Raw genomic sequence first — 19,005 nt, 5'->3', positions numbered from 1 at the left:
TGCTCTTTTTTTATTTTGTAGGAATAAAGAAAACAGATATAGCTGCAAGAAGACCCGCGAATGAGAACAAGTAAAAATTCCATGCTAAGTCATATTGCATTGTCATAATAATACCGACAAGAATAGGACCAGCAATCGCACCAACTCGGCCAAGTCCAAGTCCCCAGCCTAAGGAGGTAGCTCGGATATGGGATGGGAAGTATTGTGTTACATATGCATTTAATATTTGAGTAATACCGACTGATCCAATTCCAGCAAGGCCGATTAAAAGATAAATGATTGTAACAGATGGTTTAATTGTTAATAGTCCAATACATATAGCTGCCATAAGATAGGAGATGCTAATAACAATTTTAGCCCCTATACGATCCGCGATTGCTCCAGCAAATAATGCACCGATAGCGGCAGTAATATTTAGCATAAGTAAAAATGATAGACTAGATCCAAGAGGGTATCCTGCTTGGCGCATCATCTGCGGTAACCAAGTGTTTAAACCGTATATTAAAAACATTCCCATTATATAAGTAATCCAAAAAAGCAGCGTCGCTTTTATGTACTCTTTTGAGAATAACGTAAGAAATCCATTTTTCTTTCGTATATTAGGTGGGGCTTGATGAGTTTCCTCTTTTGCATTGAATTCAATTTGAAAACGATTAAGGATTTGTTCCACTTCTTCTTGTCGATTACGTGATAACAAAAATTGAATGGATTCAGGTAAATAACGAATGATGAAAGGAATGAGGAGTAGTGGAATCATTCCGATGCCAAACATAATTCTCCATCCGAAATCTTCTAACATAAACATAGACAAAATAGCACCTAACACGATACCTAAAGGATAGCCAGTAAACATAAGAGCATAAATAAAAGATTGTCGCTTTTTTGGTGAATATTCAACAGTAAGTGCTGAAGCTGTTGGAATAACACCGCCTAATCCGATTCCTCCGATAAATCGAGATAAACCAAATAGTTCAGGGGAAGGAGCAAGTGCAGCAAGGCCCATTGTGATGGAGAAAAGTGCTAAACAGCATATAAGCGTCCATTTTCGTCCAATTAGATCTGTAATGGTTCCAACTAGAATAGCACCAATAAACATCCCAAATAAAGCATAGCTAGCAATTGTACCAGCGTGTGCTGGTGAAAGTGCCCAGCTTTTGTCTTCTAGGAGCTTTGGCAGAACGGCACCGTAAATACCTAAATCATATCCATCAGCTAGAATGGCTAGCCAACAAATAAAAACAACAAGTTTTGTAATAGAGCTTGAAAAGATAGCTTTTGTAGATTCTAGATGAGGTGGAGCTGAAGTTTGCATAGTATCCCCTCCTTTTATTTATAGATAAATATATTATTTTATTTGATGTTAATATTTCCCTTCTTATGTCGGAGTTTATCTGAAAAGGTTTTATAACAAATAAAGAAGTTCAACAGGAATCCTGTTGAACTTCTTTATTTGTTTACTCATGATCAACTCGTTTTAACGGTTGATCTGCTGGACCTTCCATAACATCTCCCTCAATTGAAAAGCGGGAACCATGGCAAGGGCAGTCCCAAGTACAATCACCATTATTCCATTCAACTTCGCAGCCGAGATGTGTACAAGTTGTATCGACAATATGTAATTTCCCATCTTTGTCCTTATAAGCACCTGCTCGTTTCCCATTAACATGTACGACAGATCCTTCACCAACTTCGAGATCTTCTGGCTTACGTAATGCGGTTTCAATCTTTCCTTCAATTAAATGTTTCGCAACATCAATGTTCTGGGAGAGGAATGTTTTTATATCTGGATTTGCATGGAAGCGTGATGGTGCATACAGTTCCTTATAGGGATTGTGGACTTTTAGAATGGAGTCCTTCAGTAAATGAGCGGCAGCAGTTCCAGTTGTCATTCCCCATTTACGATATCCAGTTGCAACAAATATATTTGGATTTCTTTCGTTAATATGTCCGATATAAGGAAGCTTATCTAGCGTGATTAAATCTTGTGCTGACCATCTATAGGGAACTTCATCTACTCCAAACGTTGCTTCCGCAAAAGAATACAGTGCTTCGTAATGAAGCATCGTGTTTATTCCTTGTCCTGTTTTATGACTTTCTCCGCCAATTAAAATTAATTGTTCCCCATTATTTGTTGTATAGCGTAAGGAGCGTTTTGGATCATCAATACTTAAATACATGCCACCTGGATAATCTGTTTTTGCTTTAATGGCAAGAGCATAAGAGCGTTCTGCGTACATTCGCGTAAAGAAAAAGCTATTCGCATCATAAAAAGGAAAATGTGAACAAGAGACAACATATTCACAAGTGATGCGATGTCCGCTCTTTGTAATGATTTGTGGATAATCACCCTTTTCCACATCAATAGCTGTTGTTTGTTCATAAACTTTTCCACCCATCTCTACAAACTTTTCTAAAAGTGTTTTCAAATAAAGGAGGGGATGGAATTGTCCTTGGTTTTTCATGACAATTGCAGATTGTACTGGAATCGGAATCGATAGAGATTGAACATAGTCACAAGGTATATTTAATTTTTGATAGGCTTCATATTCTTTTGATAAACTTCTTAATCCATTATCAGTAGTTGTATATAAATATGAATCTTCATTTGAGAAATTACAGTCGATTTTATATGTTTTCACCGTCTCATTTATGAATTGTAGAGCATGATTATTTGATTCATAGTAAAGCCTCGCTTTTTCCAAACCAAAATGATTTATTAATTCATCATAAATAAGATCGTGTTGTGCTGTTACCTTTGCTGTTGTATGCCCAGTCGTTCCATTTAAAATAAGACCAGAATCAATTAAAACAACATCGATGCCTTCTTTCGCAAGTAAATAGGCAGTAGTAATACCTGTAATACCGGCACCGATAACGGCAACTTTTGTCTTTACATTTTCAGATAAAGGGGGAAAAGCAGGGATTTGAGTAGATTCAATCCAATAAGATAATGGGAATTGTGGAAATGTATCGCTTGTCATTATAGAAACCTCCCGATTTTAGAACAATTTTCCTTTTAATATTTCCATAAGATATGAAATTCATGTGTGCTGTTTTAGAGAGAGCCTATTTTTATTAAAAGAAAGATAAAATTATTTTAATATAATTTTGGTGTTGTCGGTATGAAGAGATAGGAGTTGTGCAAAGCTAGATTTAGGTGAGTTTATTTGTTGTTTACACAGAGAGTTCTTGAATAAGATAGAGTCTATAGTATGTCAGCATATGTATATGCATAATGGGTAAAACCTTATAAAATCTATGTTTTTTCTTTAGTGGAATAAAGTATGATTATAAAAATATAACCAACTTTTATTACTAGGTCATAAAAGTTGTTGACAATATGGAAATTCTATTGATATGATTCATCATGTGGAAAGGTTGATAGAGAGTAAAAAGAGAAATGTTTTTCATTGATAATAAAAGCGAAAAGATAAGTGACGATAGAGTGAGTATATTTTCCTTATACATAGATGCTTTTTAATCAGCTAGTAAAATCAATCTGGAAGCAAGAATTGATATATGTAAGTTGCGCAAGACGCAGCATAAGAAAGGGGCAAAAGGATGAAGGAGCTTCATACGTTTGGGTGGTATGCAGCACGTGTATCACCACATTTGCCGAAAAAAGCATTTAAACCAGTTCCTACACGTTTATTTGGTGGACTGGCTTATTTGCTTGTGGCATTGGCGGGGTTAATATCGATTGGTGTATTTGAATTGAATGTGTGGGCGAATCTAGGAATTGCGATTGTTCTTGGATTATGTTTTGCTTCACTTGGATTTTTAGGACATGAAATTTTACATGGAACTGTTGTAAGAAAAGCATGGCTTCGTGATTTTTTAGGCGCGATAGCATTTATGCCATTATCAACTGGCCCGAAGCTTTGGAGAAAGTGGCATAATGCAACGCATCATGTTCATACACAACATGAAGAAAATGATCCAGATGCATGGCCTACACTTGAGAAACTGAAAAAGAGTAAGTTTTTAAGGTGGGTATATCGCATGCCTCTTCATGTTCGTTCATTCTTTAGTTTTCTGTCACTAACCATTCAATTTACGTTACATTCGACTCGAATGTTCTTTCATTTTATAAAGGAATTTAAGTCATCCAATCAAAAATCTGTATGGCTTCAACTTCTTTTGCCTTGGACTGTTTGGATTAGTTTATTGTTTATTATGGGACCTGGAAAATGGTTATTTGCATATGTAATTCCATTGTTAATTGCTAACTTTATTGTAATGGCATATATCGCAACAAATCATCGATTAAATCCAATTGTTCCAGTAAATGATCCGTTAGCGAACTGTTTATCAGTAACAGTACCGCGCTGGGTAGACGTTTTACATTTCAATTTCTCATATCATACAGAACACCATTTGTTCCCTGCTATGAGCTCTAAATACTATCCGTTAGTAAAAGAGAAAATTAAAGAAATGTGGCCGGAACGCTATCATGAGATGCCAATGACAAAAGCTTTGGCAGCGCTATGGAATACACCACGTGTGTATTATCAAGGAAGTGAATTAGTGGATCCGCATAGAGAGCATTTCTATGGTTCTTTAGGAAATGGACTAGATCCTCATAATATTTCATATCGTGAGCAACATATAGAGGAAGAAGAGAGTATTAAAAAAGTAAATCAGTAAAAATTGATATATTTTGCAGTGAAAAAGCAAGCCATTTCAGGCTTGCTTTTTTTATAAAGAGACTTCTTTTTTATTCTTTTTGCTAAATTGAACTGAATTTGTTTCTTTTCTTTGTAATCGTTTCTCTAAAAGATTAACAAAATAAGTAAATAGAAGAACAAGTACGAGGTAATATAAACCAACGATTATGTATGTATCTAATTGTTGGAAGTTACTTGCAGCAATTGATAAACCTGATCCCCATAATTCGGACAATCCTACATATGCAACGAGAGAAGAGTCCTTTAATCCAATAATAAACTGATTTCCTAAAGGAGGAAGAGATTGACGAAATGCTTGCGGTAATACAATACGGCGCATTGCTAAAGGATAAGGCATACCTAAAGAACGAGCGGCTTCCAATTGTCCACGGTCGACAGATTGAATGGAACCGCGGAAAATTTCAGTAATATATGCACCGTTATGGATTGCTAAAGCAATTGCTCCTGCCCAAAAAGGAGTGAAGACAATAATCGATGTAATACCGAAATAGAGAATGGCAATTTGAACAATTAAAGGTGTACCACGAATAATGGCGATATATACATGAGCAATACTATTTAAAATCTTATTGTTAGAGATTCGAAAAAAAGCGAATAGTAATCCAATTAGTGAACCAAGTAATAGGGATGTTAGTGTTAATTGTAATGTGACAATAGTAGCCTTTAAGAGTGTGGGATAAGTAGACATAAAAATTTCAAACATATGTGTCACCTCATATTGTATGGATTTTGGTAGGGAATGAAATACCCCACATAAAAAGTGGGGCATAATGTATGAAACATTTGACTAGCTAATTTACTTCGTTTTTTCCTCTTCGCCGAGAATATTACGCCCAAACCATTTTTTACTGATTTTTTCATACGTACCATCTTTAATGATTTCATCTAAAGCTTTATTTACTTTCTCAACCATTTCTTTATTATCTTTACGAATAGCAATTCCCATTTCATCAAGATTTAATGGTTTTCCAGCTTCTTTTATATTTGATTTACCTTCTTTGATCATACGTAAACCAACCATTTGATCAGTGATTACTGCATCAATCCGTCCAGGCTCTAAGTCCATAAGTGCAGTAATATCGCTGTCATATTCTGTGATTTGATCTGTATGTTTTGCAACAAGGTCTTTAAAGGTACTAGCCTTTACAACACCAATTTTCTTACCTTTCAAATCTTCTGGAGAAGAGATAGATGTATTCTTTTTAGCCACAAAAATTTGGGCACCAGAACGATAATAAGGATTTGAGAAACTAACAGCTTTTAAGCGTTCTTCTGTAATTGCCATACTGCCCAATATAGCATCATATTTTTTCGATTGTAGACCTTGAATTAGCGTTTCCCATGGATTTGTAATAGGAGTGGGTTTCATATTCATTTTTTTCGCAAGTGCCTCACCAATTTCCACATCAAAACCGGCAAGCTTTCCGTCAGTTTCTTTATAGTTAAAAGGTTTATATAAGCCACTCATCGCATAACGAAATTCTTTTTTACCATTTGAAGAAGTAGTAGCACTTTCCTTACTACAGGCTCCTAGTATGAAGGATGTACATAATGTAATACTCGCAACAATGGTTAATAGTTTTCTTTTCATAAAACCCCTCCTATATATTCATCATACGGATGGTTTTAAGTATGTTACTGAGATATTTTATTTGGACAATTAGTTGTGCACCGTATGAATGTATTTCTTTTCATTTGAAACAGAAGTTACATTATAAAACGTTGCGTAAAAATTGTTTCGCTCGTTCATGTGATGGAGCTGAAAAGAATTGTGCTGGCGGAGCGTCCTCTACAATCTTTCCGTCATCCATAAATATGACGCGATCAGCTACATCTCTTGCGAAATTCATTTCATGAGTAACGATAACCATGGTCATTCCTTCTTCAGCAAGTTCTTTCATAACTTGCAATACTTCTCCAACAAGTTCAGGGTCTAAGGCTGAGGTAGGTTCATCAAATAGCATAATTTTAGGATTCATGGCAAGAGCTCGTGCAATGGCAATGCGCTGCTTTTGACCACCTGACAGGAGGTGGGGAGTTACATCTGCTTTATCTTGTAGACCGACTTTTTGCAAAAGCTGATTTCCAATTTCCTTTGCATTTGTTGTTTCTAATTTTTTTACATGGATAGGTGCTTCTATGATGTTTTCTAGTGAGGTCATATGAGGAAAGAGGTTAAAGTGCTGAAAAACCATTCCGACATTTTCACGGACTTTGTTTAAATTTGAATGCTGTGGATCAATTCGTTCACCTTGTAAGTGAATTTCACCTTCATCGTACATTTCTAAAAAGTTAAGACAGCGAAGTAATGTACTTTTACCGGAACCACTGGCACCAATTAAAACAACAACTTCTTTTTCTTTTACTTGTAAATCAATTCCTTTTAAAACATCAAGCGAGCCGAATGATTTTACTAGATTTCGAACCTGAATCATACAAAACCCCCAGTCAAAAATATATTTTACAAATGTTGCCCCTTATTTCTGTTATTAGTCATAAATTGTCAGAATCCTTTATTTTTTCGTGGATTTGATATTAAAGGAAATAATAATTTTTTGAAATCTCTATATCCTTCTATAATGAAAATATGGATAATAATATATAGGTAGTACTTATATTACTTATAAAAAGGGGGAAAGAAGAGATGGAAAAAGAAAGGAAGACATTTTCCTTTGGCTTACGTACACAACTTATGCTATTCACTACAGTTTTAGCTTTAATTACATATTCAACAAGTATATTTTTTATTTATGTGATATATGATTATTTTCAAAGTTATGTAAGTCAAACTGCATATAATATTATCGTTATGTTATTAGGGGTAGTATGGTCTGGAATTTTAGCATATGGAGCAGCGGTATTTTTAATTAAACCACTTCGAAAGTTGGAGGAGGTTGCAAGAAAAGCGGCCGATGGCGATATTCGTGAAGATGTCCCGTTACCAAAAACAGATGATGAGATTAAATCTTTAAGTGTTGCATTTAATATGATGCTAGGGAACTTAAGAGGTATGGTAAAAAATATTGATACTACATTTTCGTATACAAATAATCAAGTTCAGCAAATTAGAAGGCAAACAGGGGAAGCAACAAAGCAAGCACAAGGTGTGTCTGAAACCCTTGCAGAGATTTCTTCTGGCGCTGAGCAATCAGCGGCATCCATTCAGGCAATTGTTTCTGCTGTTGATACAACAACATCTATTGCGAGTGAAGTAGAAGAAAAAGCAAAACAGTCTGACGAGCTGTCTTTAGAAATGGTTCAAGCTTTAGGGCAAAGTACACGAGTCTTTACTTCTTTAATTCAAGGTATTCAAACATTGGCAAAAGAAAATGAAAATTCGATGCAAAATGTACAGAAATTAGAAGAACGAATGAAACAAGTAGAACATATTGTTTCTGTTGTGAGTGAGATTGCTAGTCAAACGAATTTATTAGCACTGAATGCTTCTATTGAGGCGGCTCGTGCTGGAGAGCATGGAAGGGGCTTTGCAGTTGTAGCTGAAGAAGTACGTAAACTTGCCGATGAAAGCGATCATTCTGCAAGAAATATATCGCAGTTATTACGGAATATGCAAGAAGAAGTGCAACAAGTCGCATTGAAAATGACAGAGCAAGTGAAAACGGCTAAAGAAGAGGCGAAACGTGGGGAAGCTACTGAATTAATTTTAAAAGAAATGTCATCAAGTATTATGGAAGTTGCCGATGCAACGAAGCAAATTAGTGGCTATATGAACGAACAAGTGAGTCACATTCATCAAACCGGAGCACAGACGAAGGCTGTAGCAGCAATTGCTGAGGAAACATCAGCTGGTTCACAAGAAGTAGCACGTGTGACGTTGCAACAATCTAAAAATATGGTAGTAATCGATCAATTGTTAAAGGATTTAGAAAAGCAAGCAGCAGACTTGAAACAAACAATTGAACGATTTTCAATGTAAAAAGGAAGAACAGCATTCTGTTCTTCCTTTTTTTACGTATGAAAGGGTGGGATATTTTGTTGAAAACGAAAAACATTGCAAGGATCATATATGGTTTTCACTTTACGCAATCTTTGAAAGTTAGGACCGTAATAACTAGTTTGCCAATTTTTAATGTCGATATCGGGCCAATTGATAAAGCTTTCTCGTAAATCTCTAACCGAGCATATGTAACGTGCGTGGACAAGAGCAGGTGAGGAATGAGATTTGCTTTTGTGAGAAATAAATAAGGCATAAGAATAAGGAATCTACATAGAGTTCAATGAAAACAGTTGCAAACTATTCATATTTTGTTATGATAGTGTTACGAAAACGTTTGCATAAAATTCTGATGGGATGCAAAAGGAGAGAATGACTATGAATAAGACATGGTGGAAAGAAGCGGTTGCGTATCAAATTTATCCGCGTAGCTTTATGGATTCAAATGGTGATGGTATTGGAGATTTACAAGGTATTATTGCAAAACTGGATTATTTAAAAGATTTAGGTATAGATGTAATTTGGATTTGTCCAATGTATAAGTCACCTAATGATGATAATGGCTATGACATTAGTGATTATCAAGATATCATGGATGAATTTGGTACGATGGAAGACTTTGATGCTTTACTAGATGAAGTTCATAAGCGTGATATGAAGCTTATTATTGATTTAGTTATTAATCATACGAGTGATGAACATCCATGGTTTATTGAGTCACGTTCATCTAAAGACAATCCGAAGCGTGATTGGTATATTTGGCATGATGGTAAAGAGGGTGCGGAACCAAACAACTGGGAAAGTATTTTTAATGGTTCGGCATGGGAATATGATGAAGTAACAGGACAATATTATTTACACTTATTCTCGCGTAAACAACCAGATTTAAACTGGGAGAATAAAGAAGTTCGCGAAGTGTTATACGATACAGTTAATTGGTGGCTTGATAAAGGAATTGATGGTTTCCGAGTGGATGCAATCAGCCATATTAAAAAAGAAGATGGTTTCAAAGATATGCCAAATCCAAAGGAACTAAAGTATGTACCATCTTTTGATAAACATATGAATGTGGATGGTATTCAACCTTTATTAGAAGAGTTAAAAGAAAATACGTTTTCTAAGTATGATATTATGACTGTTGGTGAAGCGAATGGCGTTAAGATTGAAGATGCTGAGCTTTGGGTTGGAGAAGAGCAAGGTAAGTTCAATATGGTATTCCAATTCGAACATTTAAGTTTATGGGATGCAGAAAAGAAGAAAGATCTTGATGTTGTAGGTTTGAAAAAGGTATTAACGAAATGGCAAAAAGGGTTAGAAAATAAAGGATGGAATGCTTTATATATTGAGAATCACGATAAGCCACGTATCGTTTCAACTTGGGGAGACGATAAACAATATTGGCGTGAAAGTGCAACAGCTCTTGGAGCAATGTATTTCTTTATGCACGGTACACCGTTTATTTATCAAGGACAAGAAATTGGGATGACAAATGTTCAATTCCCAAATATTGAAGATTATGATGATGTAGCAATTAAAAATTTATATCGAGAGAAAATTGCAGAGGGCGTATCACATCAAGATATGATGGAAATTATATGGGCTTCTTGCCGCGATAATTCACGTACACCTATGCAGTGGAACGATGAGATGAATGCTGGCTTTACAACAGGTGCATCTTGGTTTGGTATGAATCCAAACTATAAAGAAATTAATGTTGAAAAGCAAAAGAATGAAGAGAACTCTATTTTCAATTTCTATAAGAAAATGATTGCCTTGAAAAAAGAGCACGATGTACTGAATTACGGTACGTACGATTTACTTTTAGAAGATGATCCGCAAATTTATGCATATACTCGTACATTAAACGATGAAAAAATCGTTGTAATTAGTAATATCTCAAAAGAGGTAGCTGTGTATAATGAAGGTTCATTTGCACTAGAGCGCAAACGTTTGCTTTTAAATAACTATAAAGTTGTGGAAAATGAAAAAGTAACTTCAATCACGTTAAAACCTTATGAAACAAGGGTTTATCGCATTTCATAATAAAAAAGGATGCTCTTAGAGCATCTTTTTTTATGAAAAAAAATAAATTTCTATTGCAAAGTGAAAACGCTTTTATTAAAATAGATTTATGAAAACGGTTGCGTAAAGATAAAAATAAAGTAACGTAAGGAATCGTTTTCATAATAGAAACAGAAATTATCATTTAAATCATTATGTTGTTATAAATAAAGGGGAGGAAGAACAGATGAAAATTACGTCTTTTGATTTTTGGCAAAAGTTCGGGAAAGCATTATTAGTTGTTGTAGCTGTAATGCCAGCAGCTGGTTTAATGATTTCTATCGGTAAGTTAATTGGGATGTCTGCTGGGGATATTAACGCAGTTCATACAATCGCTCGCGTAATGGAAGACATCGGTTGGGCAATCATTACAAATCTACACATCTTATTCGCAGTAGCAATTGGGGGATCTTGGGCGAAGGATCGTGCAGGTGGTGCATTTGCAGCGCTATTAGCATTCGTCTTAACGAACAGAATTACAGGAGCTATATTTGGCGTAAACGCTGAAATGTTAACGGATTCAAAAGCGAAAGTTTCTTCAGTATTAGCAGGAGATTTAGTTGTAAAAGATTACTTTACTTCTGTACTTGGTGCACCGGCATTAAACATGGGAGTTTTCGTAGGGATTATTACAGGTTTCTTAGGAGCTACTCTATATAACAAATATTATAACTATAATAAACTGCCACAGGCATTAGCATTCTTTAATGGAAAACGATTTGTACCATTCGTTGTAATTGTTTGGTCTACAGTCACTGCGATTGTATTATCACTTTTATGGCCGTTCATCCAAAGTGGATTAAATGAATTCGGTCGCTGGATTGCAGCATCTAAAGATAGTGCACCAGTTGTTGCACCATTTGTATATGGAACGTTAGAGCGTTTACTATTACCATTCGGTTTACATCATATGTTAACGATTCCGATGAACTACACAGAGCTAGGCGGAACATATACGATGTTAACTGGTTCAAAAGTTGGACAAATTGTAGCAGGACAAGATCCTTTATGGCTTGCATGGATTACAGACTTAAATAATTTACTAGCAAATGGAGATACGAAAGCATATAACGATTTATTAAATAACGTTGTACCAGCTCGTTTCAAAGCTGGACAAGTTATTGGCTCAACAGCAGCGTTAATGGGTATTGCTTTCGCGATGTTCCGTAATGTTGATAAAGAAAAACGTGCAAAATATAAACCAATGTTCTTATCGGCTGCATTAGCAGTATTCTTAACAGGTGTAACAGAACCAATTGAATTCATGTTCATGTTTATTGCTCCAGTATTATATGTTGTATATGCAATTACAACAGGACTTGCATTCGCATTAGCAGATTTAATTAACTTACGTGTTCACGCATTTGGATTTATTGAATTAATTACTCGTACACCGATGATGGTTAATGCAGGACTAACAAGAGATTTAATCAATTTCGTTATCGTTTCATTAGTGTTCTTCGGTCTGAACTTTACATTATTCAATTTCTTAATTAAAAAATTCAATTTACCAACACCAGGACGTGCAGGTAACTATATTGATAATGAAGATGAGTCATCAGAAGGAACAGGAAATGTACAGGATGGTTCATTAGCAACAAAAGTTATTGATTTATTAGGTGGTAAAGAAAATATTGCTGACGTAGATGCTTGTATGACGCGTTTACGTGTAACAGTAAAAGATTTAGATGTTGTTGCACCAGAAGCACAGTGGAAACAAAATGGTGCTTTAGGACTTATCGTAAAAGATAAAGGTGTACAAGCAGTATATGGTCCGAAAGCTGACGTATTAAAGTCAGACATTCAAGATATGTTAGGTGCGTAATAAGATGAAATTGCTAACTTTAAACTGTCACTCTTGGCAAGAAGAGAATCAAATGGAAAAGATAAAATATCTTGCTAAAGTCATTCAAGAAGAAGAGTACGATGTCATCGCATTGCAAGAAGTAAGTCAGTCGATACAAGCTGAAAATGTATGCGGTAACAAGAAAGAAGATAATTTTGGACTTTTACTATTAGAAGAGTTAAAAGCGTTACATGTAAAAGATTACAATATTACTTGGGATTTCTCTCATATTGGTTATGATGTGTATGAAGAAGGATTAGCGATTATAACGAAGCATAATGTTGTAAAAGAAGATACGTTCTTTATTTCAGAAAATAAGGATACAACGTATTGGAAAACACGCAAAATTGTAAGTGCGACAATTGCTTATAATGATAAGAATATAACGTTTTACTCTTGCCACCTCGGTTGGTGGAATGATGAAGAAGAATCATTCAAAGATCAAGTTAATCGTTTGATGGGGCGTGTAGATAGTAATGAACTTTCCTTCTTAATGGGTGATTTTAATAATAACGCTCGTTTACAAGGTGAAGGTTATGAATATATGATACAAAAAGGTTTGTATGACACATATGAACTAGCAATAGAGAAGGATGAAGGAACAACTGTCCAAGGTGAGATTGCTGGTTGGGATGAAAATAAACATAACTTACGAATCGATCTAATATTGTGTAACCAAAGTGAAAAAGTTCGTTCTTCAAAAGTCATTTTTAATGGTACGAACAGAAATGTAATTTCAGATCATTTCGGTGTAGAAGTACAAGTAGATATATAATAGAAGAAATCCTCACAGATGATGAAAAGCTGTGAGGATTTTTTTGAGGAATACAAGTATTGCCAAGATAAAATACTTGTATTTTTTATGACATTTCCTATATATTTGTTATTATTGAATGTAAAACTAATTTGGTCATTTTGTATGCATACTTTTTTTACTTCGTTATATAATGAAGTAAGTGAAATATTTAATGGGAAAAATAGTGTATTTTCGTTTAATCCACGATGTAGAAAGTGATATAATTGCAAAATGTATGTATCATTTTCTAAAGAAGGAAAAATATATAATTAGGTGATAACTTCTATGAAACAAATTTGGCGTATTTATAAGACAGATTTACGGAATGTAGCTAAACATTGGGCTGCAATTGTTATTGTTTTAGGATTAATGATTTTACCATCGTTATATGCATGGTTTAACATTAAAGCTTCTTGGGATCCTTATGGAAATACAAAAGAGGTTCCCATTGCCGTTTCTAACCAAGATGCAGGCTCTAATTTAAGAGGGAAAGATATCAATATCGGGGACGAGATTGTAGATTCTCTAAAGAAAAACAAGAATCTTGGTTGGAAATTTGTAGACCAAAAGCAGGCGATTTACGGAGTTGAGCGTGGGGATTATTATGCAAGTATTACAATCCCAAAAGACTTCTCTGAAAAAATTGCAACTGTTCTGGATGAAAATCCACAAAAGCCAGAACTTGATTACTATGTAAATGAGAAAGTAAATGCGATTGCACCGAAAATTACAGCAAAAGGTGCATCAGGTATTACGGAAGAAATTAGTAAAAACTTCGTTAAAACAGCAAACGGTGAGATTTTTAAAATCTTCAATGACCTTGGAATCGATTTAGAAACAAACTTACCAAGTATCGAGAAAGTAAAAGACCTTGTCTTTAAGTTAGAAGCGCAGTTCCCAGAAATGAATACATTAATGGATAAGGCGTTAGATGATGCAACTCGAGCAGAGGATATTGTGAAAGTAGCGCAAAAAGAGTTACCGGTTGTAGAAAGTGTTATGAATGATGGGCAGGAAGCATTAGGAAATTTAGATAAGTTCTTCGCGAGAAATAATGAAACATTGAATCGTGCTCCGGGAACTATTAAGAATAATTTAATTGTAACGAAGCAGGGATTGGATGCTGCAGCGAAAATTACGGATTACTTAAAAAATCCTTCATTTGATTTTAATCTGACACTTCCAGATCCAGCTAAATTACCAGTGTTACCTAATATAACTCTTCCACAAATACCGCAAATACCAGAAATTCCAGCGTTACCGCAAGTGAATGGTGATGGGTATAAGAATATTGCTAAAAATATTGATCAAACTGTAAATAATGTTTTCAGCTCAATACGTGTTGGCACAACTTACGCACAAGGTGTTATAAACGGGTTACAAAATGGTAATTTTGATCCGGAAAAAGCGAAACAAGATCTTAATAATGTTTCTGAGACGCTGCAAGGACGTGCGGATAGTGTTTCATATGTAATTGATGTCTTTACTAAATTTAAAGAGTCGGCATCAACTGATTTTGGAAAAGAATTCTTCCAAAAGAGAATAGAAAGATTAACAAACCTTAAATCAGCTATTGAAAATGCAAATGGTGGCGTTAAAGATATTGCCAATATTATTGGTACAGGGCAAGAAGTGAAACAAGATGTAAGAGATGCTACTAATAAAAAGTTAGATTCAATAAATAACTTGGTAAATCAAGCAGAAGCAGATTATAATGCAACATTCGTAACTGATTTTGAAAAAGCAGTAAGTACAGCTGAGCAATTGAAAGATAAGGCTGAAGGTGTAAAAGAAGATGCGCAACAACTTAGAGGTAATTTAAATCAAGATATAAAAAAAGCGAATGAGTTAGTAAATCAAACCAATGAGGCATTAGACAATGGTAGAGAAAAGTACGATAAGGCTGTAAGTGATTACAGCAGATTAAAAACAGAACTTGGAAAAGCAAGAGAAGACTTAAGCAACGCAGGTGTTAATGGATTAGACTCTACAAAAGTAGCCTTAAATGATTTAAATGGACAGTTCAAAGCAGCATGGAATTTATTTAACGACATGATTCCAGTTCTGGAAAGTACAAATAAAGTTTTAGCAGATGTAAATAGTGATAAGAACACGAATAACACGATTTCTAAATTGAATAAAGTAAAAGATGGTCTTCAAAAAGGAATCGATTTAACTGATAAAGGAATTGACTCTATTAATAAAGGGCAAAAACCAGCAGCAGATGTGATTGAAAGTATTAATGAAGTATCTAAAAGTGTTTCGGGCCAAATTGGTGACATTTTAGCTAAATATGACTCAGAAATCACTCCAAATTTCAATGCAGCTATTGCTCGTACAAAAGAGATGTCTAAAAACACATCTCAAATTTTAAAAGAAGCAGACAAAAAGCTTCCAGATGTTAAAAAGCTACTAGAAGATTCATCAAAAGGCTTAGTAGACGGTAAAAAGAAATTAACAGACATTAAGGCTGACATGCCGGAGACTGAGAAAAAGATTAAGGACTTAGCAAATAAAATTCGTGATTTTGAATCTGAAGAGGATATAAAAGACATCATACGCTTATTGAAAAATGATGTTGAAAAGCAAAGTGATTACTTCGCGAATCCAGTAAATTTAAAAGAGAATAAGTTATTTGCGATGCCGAACTACGGTTCAGCGATGTCACCATTCTATACAGTGCTTGCATTATGGGTAGGCGCATTATTAATGGTTTCATTATTAACAGTAGAAGTACATGAAGAAGGCGCGAATTATAAGAGCCATGAAATTTACTTCGGACGTTTATTAACATTCTTAACGATAGGTCTTTCACAAGCGTTTATCGTATCGATGGGAGATATATTCTTACTCGGTACGTACGTAGTCGATAAGTTCTGGTTTGTATTATTTAGTTTATTTATTGGCGGGGTCTTCGTTTGTATCGTATACTCACTCGTTTCTATTTTCGGAAACGTTGGGAAATCGATGGCGATCATTTTACTTGTACTGCAAGTAGCAGGATCGGGCGGAACATTCCCAATTCAAATGACACCAGCGTTCTTCCAAGCAATTTATCCGTTCTTACCGTTCACATATGCAATTAGTGCAATTCGTGAAACAGTAGGTGGAATGCTTTGGGATATAGTAACTAGAGATTTACTTGTGTTAAGTGCTTTCGTAGTAGTTATGATTGTTGCTGCATTATTACTGAAAACACCAATTAACAAATCAAGTGAAAAGTTTGTTGAGAACGCAAAAGGAAGTAAAATTATTCATTAAAAATAAAAGGTTCCTACCGATAGTGGTAGGAACCTTTTTGTTTAATCAAATTTTAACTTCTTTAATGCTTCTGCGAACGGATTGTTTAATGGTTCTTCTTCTTTGTTCTGCTGTTTCATATATTTTTGAACGTCGCGTTTATCAGCTTTGCTTCCAGATTCCTTTTTACGTCTTTCTTGGAATGTGGATAATTTCTCGCGATAGCCACATTTACATGCAAAGATTTGTCCTGCACCTTCACCACGTAATTCTAACTTCTTCTTACATTGCGGACAACGAGCGTTTGTTGTACGAGATACATTTTTACGATGACCACATTCACGGTCTTGGCATACAAGCATTTTTCCTTTTTTGCCGTTTACCTCCAGCATTGGTTTACCACAGTCTGGACAAGACTTCGTTGAAATGTTGTCATGTTTATATTTTTTATCACTCGATTTAATTTCAGAAACAATTTCTTTCGTATAGTTCTTCATTTCTGAAATGAATACTTCTTTTTTCAGTTTACCCTTCGCAATTGCTTCAAGCTTTTGTTCCCACTCACCAGTTAGTGTAGGTGATTTTAACTCTTCTGGCACTAAATCAAGTAACTGACGGCCTTTTGAGGTAATGTGAATATCTTTACCACGTTTTTCAAGTAAGAACGAATTGAATAGCTTGTCGATAATATCAGCGCGTGTCGCTACAGTACCTAATCCACCAGTTGATTTTAACGTATCAGCAAGTTGTTTATTTTGCGTATCCATATATTTCGTAGGATTTTCCATTGCTGAAAGTAAAGTAGCTTCGTTAAATCGTGCAGGTGCTTTCGTTTGGCCTGATGTTTGCATAATTAACTTTACAGTTAATGTATCGCCTTTTTCAATGCGAGGTAGAAGTTGCTCCTTTACGTCATCCATTACATCATCATCTTCAAAGCGGTTTTCATATACTTCTTTCCAGCCGGCATGTAAAATTGTTTTTCCTCGTGCAATGAACGTTTCATTGCCAACTTTTGTGCGTAACGTTAGTTGTTCGTATTCGAATGCTGGGAATAAAATGGCTAAGAAACGTTTTACAACTAAATCATAAATTTTACGTTCTTTATCTGTGAAGGCGGAGAAATTAACGTATCCTTCTGTCGGAATAATTGCGTGATGATCGCTTACTTTACTATCATCAACAAATGATTTATTAGCCTTGATAGGCTTTTGTAATACTTTATGTGCTAAAGGACGGTATTCTCCAACGCCACATGCTTTTAGACGCTCTGGAAGTGTTCCAACGATATCAGATGAAATATAGCGTGAATCTGTACGAGGATACGTTAGAACTTTATGTTGCTCATACAATTTCTGCATAATGTTTAATGTTTCTTTCGCAGAGTAACCGAACTTTTTATTTGCATCACGTTGTAATTCAGTTAAATCGTAAAGACCAGGAGAGAATGACTTCTTCTGTTTTTTATCAATTTCCACAACGGTAGCATTATGCTTATCTAAACCTTTTACAATACCATCAATTTTTTCTTTATTAAAACTGCGGCTATTACCATTTGCATCTTGCCAAGTTAGTTTTAACTGATTCGTTGTTTGTACTTCGATACCGTAGTAAGTTTGAGCTTTGAAGTTCTTTATTTCATCTTCACGATTAGCGATCATAGAGACAGTAGGTGTTTGTACACGTCCGCAATTCAGCTGGGCATTAAAGCGAGTCGTTAAAGCGCGAGTCGCGTTAAGACCGATGTACCAGTCAGCTTCTGAACGTGCGACAGCCGAAGCGTATAAATCGTCATATGCTTTACCTGGTTTTAAATTTGCGAAGCCATCTTTAATTGCTTTATCAGTAACAGATGAAATCCATAAACGCTTAATAGGTTTTTGTATTTTAACTTTATCGATAATCCAACGTGCGACTAATTCGCCTTCGCGTCCAGCATCTGTCGCTACAATAATTTCATTTACATCTTTTCTAAGTAGCTGACTCTTCACAGCATTAAATTGTTTCCCTGTTTGTTTAATAACCGTTAATTTCAAGCGCTCAGGTAGCATCGGTAAATCTTCTAAATTCCACTGTTTATATTTCACATCATAGCTTTCTGGATCAGCTAATGTAACGAGATGACCTAAAGCCCAAGTTACAATATATTTACTACCTTCAAGGTAGCCATTTCCTTTTTTATCGCACTTAAGTACACGCGCAATATCTCGTGCAACGGAAGGTTTTTCAGCGATTACAACGCTTTTTGACATATTAAAAACATCCTTTCAAATTTCCATACGTTAACTATAGCATACATCTTCTTGAGATTCAGTTTCGCTCCAGATTTGAACGTTTTTTAGTGGGATAACATCTGTTTGAGGGTGAATGATGGCGACAGAACATAATATGCGCCATGATGAGACTATGAGAAATAGAT

General features: G+C 35.1%; 12 protein-coding genes and 2 pseudogenes. 7 read left to right on the top strand and 7 right to left on the bottom strand.

The window, feature by feature from the left end; translation table 11 throughout:
• Positions 1-10 precede the first annotated feature (10 nt).
• Together QCI46_RS25360 and QCI46_RS25355 are read right to left on the bottom strand one after the other, a co-directional pair.
• Positions 11-1,312 (bottom strand): MFS transporter, encoded by a 1,302-nt coding sequence (locus tag QCI46_RS25360; RefSeq protein ID WP_353841702.1) that lies wholly within the window; start codon positions 1,310-1,312, stop codon positions 11-13.
• Between the two features lie 142 nt (positions 1,313-1,454).
• Positions 1,455-2,981 carry an FAD-dependent oxidoreductase gene (locus QCI46_RS25355; RefSeq protein WP_353841701.1) on the bottom strand — a complete coding sequence of 509 codons (1,527 nt, stop codon included), beginning with the start codon at positions 2,979-2,981 and terminating at the stop codon, positions 1,455-1,457.
• A gap of 580 nt (positions 2,982-3,561) precedes the next feature.
• On the opposite strand from QCI46_RS25355, the gene desB reads away from it, so the two are divergent.
• Positions 3,562-4,647 carry a Delta(10) desaturase DesB gene (gene desB / locus QCI46_RS25350; protein WP_199713841.1) on the top strand — a complete coding sequence of 362 codons (1,086 nt, stop codon included), beginning with the start codon at positions 3,562-3,564 and terminating at the stop codon, positions 4,645-4,647.
• 51 nt (positions 4,648-4,698) lie between these two features.
• On the opposite strand, the gene QCI46_RS25345 is transcribed toward desB, so the two are convergent.
• The 3 genes from QCI46_RS25345 to QCI46_RS25335 all read right to left on the bottom strand — a co-directional run bounded on the left by QCI46_RS25345 (position 4,699) and on the right by QCI46_RS25335 (position 7,123).
• The gene (locus tag QCI46_RS25345) at positions 4,699-5,391 is read right to left on the bottom strand and encodes an amino acid ABC transporter permease (RefSeq protein WP_000461606.1); all 693 of its coding nucleotides are present in this window, start codon (positions 5,389-5,391) and stop codon (positions 4,699-4,701) included.
• 93 nt (positions 5,392-5,484) lie between these two features.
• Positions 5,485-6,279 carry an ABC transporter substrate-binding protein gene (locus QCI46_RS25340; protein ID WP_353841700.1) on the bottom strand — a complete coding sequence of 265 codons (795 nt, stop codon included), beginning with the start codon at positions 6,277-6,279 and terminating at the stop codon, positions 5,485-5,487.
• Positions 6,280-6,400: 121 nt separating this feature from the next.
• A complete protein-coding gene (locus tag QCI46_RS25335; protein ID WP_064477213.1) occupies positions 6,401-7,123 on the bottom strand; it encodes an amino acid ABC transporter ATP-binding protein in 723 nt (240 codons plus the stop codon).
• Between the two features lie 209 nt (positions 7,124-7,332).
• On the opposite strand from QCI46_RS25335, the pseudogene QCI46_RS29955 reads away from it, so the two are divergent.
• A pseudogene (locus tag QCI46_RS29955) lies at positions 7,333-7,683 on the top strand (HAMP domain-containing protein); the annotation flags it as partial.
• Entirely contained in the window at positions 7,675-8,625 is a 951-nt protein-coding gene (locus tag QCI46_RS25330; RefSeq protein WP_483299034.1) for a methyl-accepting chemotaxis protein, read from the top strand. The pseudogene QCI46_RS29955 and the gene QCI46_RS25330, both read left to right, overlap by 9 nt.
• 32 nt (positions 8,626-8,657) lie before the next feature.
• On the opposite strand, the pseudogene QCI46_RS25325 reads toward QCI46_RS25330, so the two are convergent.
• Positions 8,658-8,840, bottom strand: a pseudogene (locus QCI46_RS25325) (BBE domain-containing protein); the annotation flags it as partial.
• A gap of 181 nt (positions 8,841-9,021) precedes the next feature.
• Here QCI46_RS25325 and QCI46_RS25320 point away from each other — a divergent pair.
• The 4 genes from QCI46_RS25320 to QCI46_RS25305 all read left to right on the top strand — a co-directional run bounded on the left by QCI46_RS25320 (position 9,022) and on the right by QCI46_RS25305 (position 16,607).
• Entirely contained in the window at positions 9,022-10,686 is a 1,665-nt protein-coding gene (locus QCI46_RS25320) for a glycoside hydrolase family 13 protein (protein WP_353841698.1), read from the top strand.
• Positions 10,687-10,891: 205 nt separating this feature from the next.
• Positions 10,892-12,529: a PTS transporter subunit IIBC gene (locus QCI46_RS25315; RefSeq protein WP_046958859.1), complete on the top strand. Its 1,638-nt coding sequence runs from the start codon at positions 10,892-10,894 to the stop codon at positions 12,527-12,529.
• Between the two features lie 4 nt (positions 12,530-12,533).
• Entirely contained in the window at positions 12,534-13,325 is a 792-nt protein-coding gene (locus QCI46_RS25310) for an endonuclease/exonuclease/phosphatase family protein (RefSeq protein WP_046953756.1), read from the top strand.
• A 306-nt stretch (positions 13,326-13,631) separates the two neighbouring features.
• Positions 13,632-16,607, top strand: coding sequence for a YhgE/Pip family protein (locus QCI46_RS25305; protein WP_353841697.1), 2,976 nt, complete (start codon positions 13,632-13,634; stop codon positions 16,605-16,607).
• A 41-nt stretch (positions 16,608-16,648) separates the two neighbouring features.
• Here QCI46_RS25305 and topB read toward each other — a convergent pair whose 3' ends face one another.
• Positions 16,649-18,838 (bottom strand): DNA topoisomerase III, encoded by a 2,190-nt coding sequence (topB, locus tag QCI46_RS25300; RefSeq protein ID WP_353841696.1) that lies wholly within the window; start codon positions 18,836-18,838, stop codon positions 16,649-16,651.
• Positions 18,839-19,005: the final 167 nt, after the last annotated feature.

This window comes from Bacillus cereus group sp. RP32 (assembly GCF_040459735.1).
Classification (GTDB): Bacteria; Bacillota; Bacilli; order Bacillales; family Bacillaceae_G; genus Bacillus_A; species Bacillus_A wiedmannii.
The sequence above is the reverse complement of the archived record's forward strand: the minus strand, read 5'-3'. Positions and strand labels throughout refer to the sequence as shown.